The sequence below is a fragment of the Phyllobacterium sp. genome (assembly GCF_037994405.1).
In the GTDB taxonomy this organism is placed as follows: Bacteria; Pseudomonadota; Alphaproteobacteria; order Rhizobiales; family Rhizobiaceae; genus Phyllobacterium.
Map to the genome: position 1 here is coordinate 1 of NZ_JBBNAN010000283.1, position 5,256 is coordinate 5,256.

Below are 5,256 nucleotides of genomic sequence, written 5' to 3' on the forward strand. Positions count from 1 at the left end.
GGATAGGGCGGCGCGCATGGCAAACCTGGAACGAGTTCAAGCAAACGGGGCGGCGGGGTGCGCCTCGGACGCGTAAGCGAGAAAACGTCATAGAGTGGATGCCGATCGAAGACGCGATCGTGCTGTGATCCTGGAGTGCCCCATCTGACCTGGGATATGATGTTTGCCAGTTGCGGCATATATTAGAATGTTTTATAATTAACTAATGATATTTTATACATCATAATTGATGTTACAAACGGAACATATCTGGATTATGAGGCGAACTTACCGGAAATCAATGGGCCATAAACCAGCTCATGGATGGAATGACGACCAGTATCTTGGATCGGACTTATTCCTTCATGGTTATCATGGGCTTATCGTCCCTTGCGATGAGAGGGCCATTGGAAGGCTCGATCACCTCGACGATCAACGTGGTCACTACCGCTGCCATTCCTTCGTCAACCGGACGCAAACCCGGCTCAAGGATATCAATCGGCAAAGCCTGTGGCGGCGATCAGGACAATGCGGGTGGCAACAGTCGACAGATTTGTCGAAGTTGACCGCATCATGATCCAAGTTGCAAAATTTCAGTCCGAGTTTGGCAAAATTGAAATACTTCAAGCCAAGCACACCGGCTCGTTGATTTATCGCCAGGGCGGGTACTATCAATCCGAATGTGATTCGAACGGGGTAAGCGTCGCACCCTATATACACGGGATTTTTGGTTTGCTCGCCCAAGCGCGGGCAGAAGACGTGTTGATGATCGGTTGCGGCGGCGGCAGCTTGGGCACGATGCTGGATAGAGCAGGGGCACGGGTGACAATAGTCGATATCGATCCCACGGCCTTCTTTATCGCCCGAAAATATTTCGGGCTGCCTCGCAAAATTGAGTGCCATGTCGCAGATGGGTCGAATTTTTTACACGCCGTTCGACATCGTTATGATGCTATTGTTTTGGACGCCTACACGGGAGGGGACATCCCACATCACCTATGCAGTGAGTCATTCTTCGGGCTGGCGCAAATGCGCCTCGATAATTCTTGTGGCTGTTTGATTGGGAATGTTTGTGCTCGCAACGATCGTGACACGATTCCTAGGCGTATTGCCGCAAAACTAAGCAATGTTTGGGCAGACGTACGGCTCCTGGACACGCCCGGTATATGGAATCGGAACGCCCTTCTATTGGCGGGGCAGGTTAAAGAACTTGCCCCTCCAATGATGCTGATGCCCCCTGAGGTCGGCTCAAACGATATTGTGCGTGAACTTGATCGTCTCCGGTTTACACCTTGGCAATTGCCGGAACACGAACCGTACAGGCCGCCTCATCAAAGGGGCAGGCGCTCGGTGCGGGCGTAGCGCGCCAGGTCTCTCTTTTATGCGTTGCCCGCTATTTTTCATCGGCCAACGGGACGAAGCTGGAACATTTTTCCATCACAGTTAGTTCATGTTGTATCGTCTGAATGGGAGGCCAAAATGAAACACCATGCGCTCGAACAACTGCAGACTGTCGCCGCGGTCGGGCAGGACTATCCGCTCCAGACCATGTCGCGCAGCGAACGTCTTGAACGCTGGGCGGAACTCCTCGAACGGAACCCTGACCGGCGCCTTTCAACACTACACCAGACCGAGTATCAGCTGTCGGCGGCGCGCGCGGCTATGCGCAGCGACGGCTCGCCGATCTCAGTCGCTTTCGAGGATCCCGTCTTCCGGGCGACCGGGTTGGAAAGCGACAGTTATGGCGAAGCGAAGCGATTTTTCGAACTCACCGACGCGCAATTGCACAAGGTCATCTGCTATTGCCATTTCGGTGAGACCGTGAACGCCGCAACGGCGGCCTATCACGTCCGCAAGGCGCTTCCTGGGAAACAGCGTGGCGTGCTCACGCGATTACACGCTATGTTCGTCGGATAAAGCCGGTAACGTGCAGCGGATTACTGATGAAGCGGCCCGACTGGGCCGAGCAGCCGCTGAGGCTGCCAAAATAACACCAGCAGGTCCAACGACGACGCTCTGGTGAGACGGGCTGTGGAGGAGGCTTTCTCTTCACTCCGTTCAAGCAATTTCAGACGATGATCCCGAGCCTAACAGAGGCGCGCTATCCTTATCGAAAAAACCGGCCACGCCGTATTTCTCGGCAGTAAGGTAGAACGTTTTGAATGCTTCTTGATCCGATGGAAAGCCTTCCATCCACATGGTTGCTTTCCGGTCTTCCGAAGTGACCTGGAGTGTCCAGGGGGTTGGTGAACTATCGCCATCAAGTCGGTAAATGCACACGTTGACGGCAGTTCCCGTATGAGCGAAGCGACCGGAAATCGGCGATACTTGTTTCAATTTCTGATCAAACATTGCGACTCGATTTTGAAAAAGCCCGGCGCCGATTGAGGTTCCTCAAAGAGTATAAAGGGCCAACTATCTTGGTAGCTTAAGCCAAACAGAGTTACGTCAGCCTGGCTGGAATCTCAATGGCGCGCCACGTAAAACAACGCATAAGCCAGCAACCGCTGCAGAGCTTGCGATCAGACGTGTGCGTTGTGCGTTCTGTGCCGTCCCAACCGTAGAACGGATGATATCTCAATCCCCGCTCCCACTAGGCCTTCCTGAGGAATTCCGTTTTAAGCACCAAGCCTTTGACCTGCTTGGTGTTACACTCGACCTCACCGGAATTTCCCGTCAGTCGAATTCCTTTGACCAATGTCCCGCGTTTGATTGTCTCTGATGTTCCCTTGACCTTCAGGTCTTTGATTACTGTTACGGAATCACCGTCATTCAACTGGTTGCCATTGCTGTCACGGACGATGTTATCACTCATTGCGTTTTCCTTCTTAACCTGCCCGAGCCTTAGCCTGCGACTGATGGTGCCCCAAACGGTGGGTTACCACTTAGATACTTCCCACCCCCAGATCAATCCCATCACCGTGACTGTGGTGCGATATGAGTTTCTGCCGAGATCAGATGTGCTCACCGGGCCGTCCGACGGCGGCATGGCCTAACCGATAGCAATGCGGGCGCTGACCGTGGTCCCCGCTGCTGCCCGACTTGATGTCGAACTTGCCGCTCAAGGGATGCAGGCGTGCTTGCATCCCTTGGCCTCAAAATGCCGGCGACAATTCCCTGTTGATACCCTTCCTCTGTCGGATAAGGCGGATGGAACCGTCTTGGCTCGACACGATTCGCTATTTCCTGAAACAGGAGTAAACTTTCATCCCTGTCGAGCATCGTCGGCATTAGCCGCCGACGCATGAGAATGGAACGTGCTCCCGCCAACGGTGGAAAGGAGCCGCCATGACCAACAATCACGTTTCTGGCAGACCCGCTTACAGCGAAGAAGATCGACAGATCATCGAACGCGCATACATCAAGGCGTGCGAACTTCTTGGACAGCCGCCCGCAACGTACGAACATGCGCTCGACTGGCGCGAACCATTATAAAGCTCTTCGATCAAGGCTCACGCGACTTCCAGATTCTCGCCGCAATCGCCGTATTGGACGGTCAGTCGTCCAAATATCATTGAATGGTAAAAGGAACATTATGCCTGAGAAACTTGATCACAAGCTCGAATGCCCACCTGCGGAACGATCTATCTGCGCATCCCTGACAACGTGCAAAATCACACGCTGATTCAATGCAGTTCATGCGCCAGAGTATTGGGGCGATGGAGTGATCTGTTAGAGGATTTTGATGCCCAAGGCGGCCAGAATGGCATATTTGAACTGCATGAAGGCCAGATCATCCGGAGAGAGTGATTTTCCACTGTTCCCCTGCAAGGAACTGAGGCCACGTCATGCCAGGTTGTTTTGACGACAATAGAGAGCACTCGTCAAGAACCCGCCATACAGAACCTACTCCCGAAGAGGTTGGTCAGCCGCCCGTCTGGGTGTATTATTTTCCTTGGCTGAATGTGAAGGCTCTCCACATTCCCGTGCTCCTTCCCTCAGCCTATTGGGGAGGACAACTAGAGCGTCCCCAGCCTTTGTCCTCCCTGTTTTTGGAGGAAGGATGAAAGGTAACTCACAGGAGATGGAAGCCACGTTACGCGAGCTTCCAAAGGGCGAAGTAATCGAAATTGCCACTCGCGACGATGGCCCTTACGCCCTCAAGGCACGCGCAGAGCTTGTAAGGCGCGATACAAGAACATTCCGGATCGGAATGGCCGTTGTGGCAGTGGGAATTGTTTTGAGCGTCGGAATTCAACTGGCCGACTAGGTGTAATCGAACGCGGGCACCCGCACGGGAGCCTTGACATGAGTTGGGAAAACGCCGCTCTCATTATAGTTTCATGCCTGCTCGCCTGGGCCGTTGTTCATGTGTTCTTTAGAAGAAATTGACAATGGCGACCGCGGGTCATGCGCGATCTATCGTGTATTCATCCCCAGGTGTGAAGAAAACGCCTCCTCAGTGAATGTAGACGTTGTCGATTTTCGTTTGTCTCGACCAAGCGGCAAAAAGATATCTAGTCCCCGTCGCCGTAACGTATGACCTGGACTTTCTCGGTGGTAATTAGGCAACTCTTCGTCAGCTCCATGATCTCGGGGATCAGTTTTTCAATCTTCTCGGCGGAATCGACGATCTCCACCACAATTGGCCCTGTCGGCTCGAAGCTGCGAAAATGGCCAACTCGGAGAACAGATCAAGAATTATCCTCAAAATACTGCCAGAACCGGCCGGTCTTGCACCAATTAACGGCCGAAAACCCTATGCAGAGCTATTTCCCGCTCTCGCGGAATCCCAACGTCCAAAAATATTAAGCCATTGAAGATGCTGTACTATTTAGATTGTGTTCTGTATTTATTCTTTCAAATGGCCATTTTCGCAGCTTCGAGCCGACAGGGCCAACTAAGTGCCCAAGAGTGGTATTGGTGGGCTGTCTACTTGAATGCTTCGGTTGTTCGGGTTCCGCACGCGCCGCTCTTAAGCGCAAATGTCGCATTGATATGCTTCCCCAAAAAGGCGCGTTTTGCCGAGCCGTTGGTATGCGCGTATTGTTTGACTTGTTTGACATCGGGGGATGTTCCGTTTGCGATGACCGATCTGAGCGCAAAGCAACTGCACGAACTGGAGCTTTGGGCAAGCGAGCGGCGGCTGGCAAGAGAGAGCGTGACGGCCTGTGCGTCGTGCGAAGGCATGGGAATTGTCATGACCGATAATGCCGGTGACACTGGACAAAACCCCTGCCCGCGTTGCGGGGGAGCAAAATTCTTCCATGACAGAAAAAACCGGGACGCCGCCGGCGATCAGAGTTGACTGCAGCCTGGTCACGATCCTTCAGTCGA

Annotated in this window: 7 protein-coding genes and 1 pseudogene; 5 read left to right on the top strand and 3 right to left on the bottom strand. The window is 53.1% G+C overall.

Annotated elements, in window-relative coordinates:
- Positions 1–513 precede the first annotated feature (513 nt).
- Positions 514–1,341, top strand: coding sequence for a fused MFS/spermidine synthase (locus AAAC48_RS15570; protein WP_340655046.1), 828 nt, complete (start codon positions 514–516; stop codon positions 1,339–1,341).
- Between the two features lie 117 nt (positions 1,342–1,458).
- Positions 1,459–1,896: a hypothetical protein gene (locus AAAC48_RS15575; RefSeq protein ID WP_340655047.1), complete on the top strand. Its 438-nt coding sequence runs from the start codon at positions 1,459–1,461 to the stop codon at positions 1,894–1,896.
- Positions 1,897–2,037: 141 nt separating this feature from the next.
- On the opposite strand, the gene AAAC48_RS15580 is transcribed toward AAAC48_RS15575, so the two are convergent.
- Together AAAC48_RS15580 and AAAC48_RS15585 are read right to left on the bottom strand one after the other, a co-directional pair.
- Positions 2,038–2,331 carry a hypothetical protein gene (locus AAAC48_RS15580; protein WP_340655048.1) on the bottom strand — a complete coding sequence of 98 codons (294 nt, stop codon included), beginning with the start codon at positions 2,329–2,331 and terminating at the stop codon, positions 2,038–2,040.
- A gap of 241 nt (positions 2,332–2,572) precedes the next feature.
- Positions 2,573–2,794 (bottom strand): alkylphosphonate utilization protein, encoded by a 222-nt coding sequence (locus tag AAAC48_RS15585; RefSeq protein WP_340655049.1) that lies wholly within the window; start codon positions 2,792–2,794, stop codon positions 2,573–2,575.
- Positions 2,795–3,267: 473 nt separating this feature from the next.
- On the opposite strand from AAAC48_RS15585, the gene AAAC48_RS15590 reads away from it, so the two are divergent.
- Complete coding sequence (locus tag AAAC48_RS15590) at positions 3,268–3,414, top strand: hypothetical protein (protein WP_340655050.1); 147 nt, start codon at positions 3,268–3,270, stop codon at positions 3,412–3,414.
- A gap of 568 nt (positions 3,415–3,982) precedes the next feature.
- Positions 3,983–4,189: a hypothetical protein gene (locus AAAC48_RS15595; protein WP_340655051.1), complete on the top strand. Its 207-nt coding sequence runs from the start codon at positions 3,983–3,985 to the stop codon at positions 4,187–4,189.
- Between the two features lie 247 nt (positions 4,190–4,436).
- Here the strand turns inward: AAAC48_RS15595 and AAAC48_RS15600 are convergent.
- A pseudogene (locus tag AAAC48_RS15600) lies at positions 4,437–4,583 on the bottom strand (DUF190 domain-containing protein); the annotation flags it as partial.
- Between the two features lie 422 nt (positions 4,584–5,005).
- Here AAAC48_RS15600 and AAAC48_RS15605 point away from each other — a divergent pair.
- The gene (locus AAAC48_RS15605) at positions 5,006–5,227 is read left to right on the top strand and encodes a hypothetical protein (RefSeq protein WP_340655052.1); all 222 of its coding nucleotides are present in this window, start codon (positions 5,006–5,008) and stop codon (positions 5,225–5,227) included.
- The last annotated feature ends 29 nt before the right edge of the window (positions 5,228–5,256 follow it).

What these genes read in the sequence shown, in the direction of transcription:
- AAAC48_RS15575 (WP_340655047.1), top strand. Translation starts at nt 1,459, where the DNA reads ATGAAACACCATGCGCTCGAACAACTGCAGACTGTCGCCGCGGTCGGG.
- AAAC48_RS15580 (WP_340655048.1), bottom strand. Translation starts at nt 2,331, where the DNA reads ATGTTTGATCAGAAATTGAAACAAGTATCGCCGATTTCCGGTCGCTTC.
- AAAC48_RS15585 (WP_340655049.1), bottom strand. Translation starts at nt 2,794, where the DNA reads ATGAGTGATAACATCGTCCGTGACAGCAATGGCAACCAGTTGAATGAC.
- AAAC48_RS15590 (WP_340655050.1), top strand. Translation starts at nt 3,268, where the DNA reads ATGACCAACAATCACGTTTCTGGCAGACCCGCTTACAGCGAAGAAGAT.
- AAAC48_RS15595 (WP_340655051.1), top strand. Translation starts at nt 3,983, where the DNA reads ATGAAAGGTAACTCACAGGAGATGGAAGCCACGTTACGCGAGCTTCCA.
- AAAC48_RS15605 (WP_340655052.1), top strand. Translation starts at nt 5,006, where the DNA reads ATGACCGATCTGAGCGCAAAGCAACTGCACGAACTGGAGCTTTGGGCA.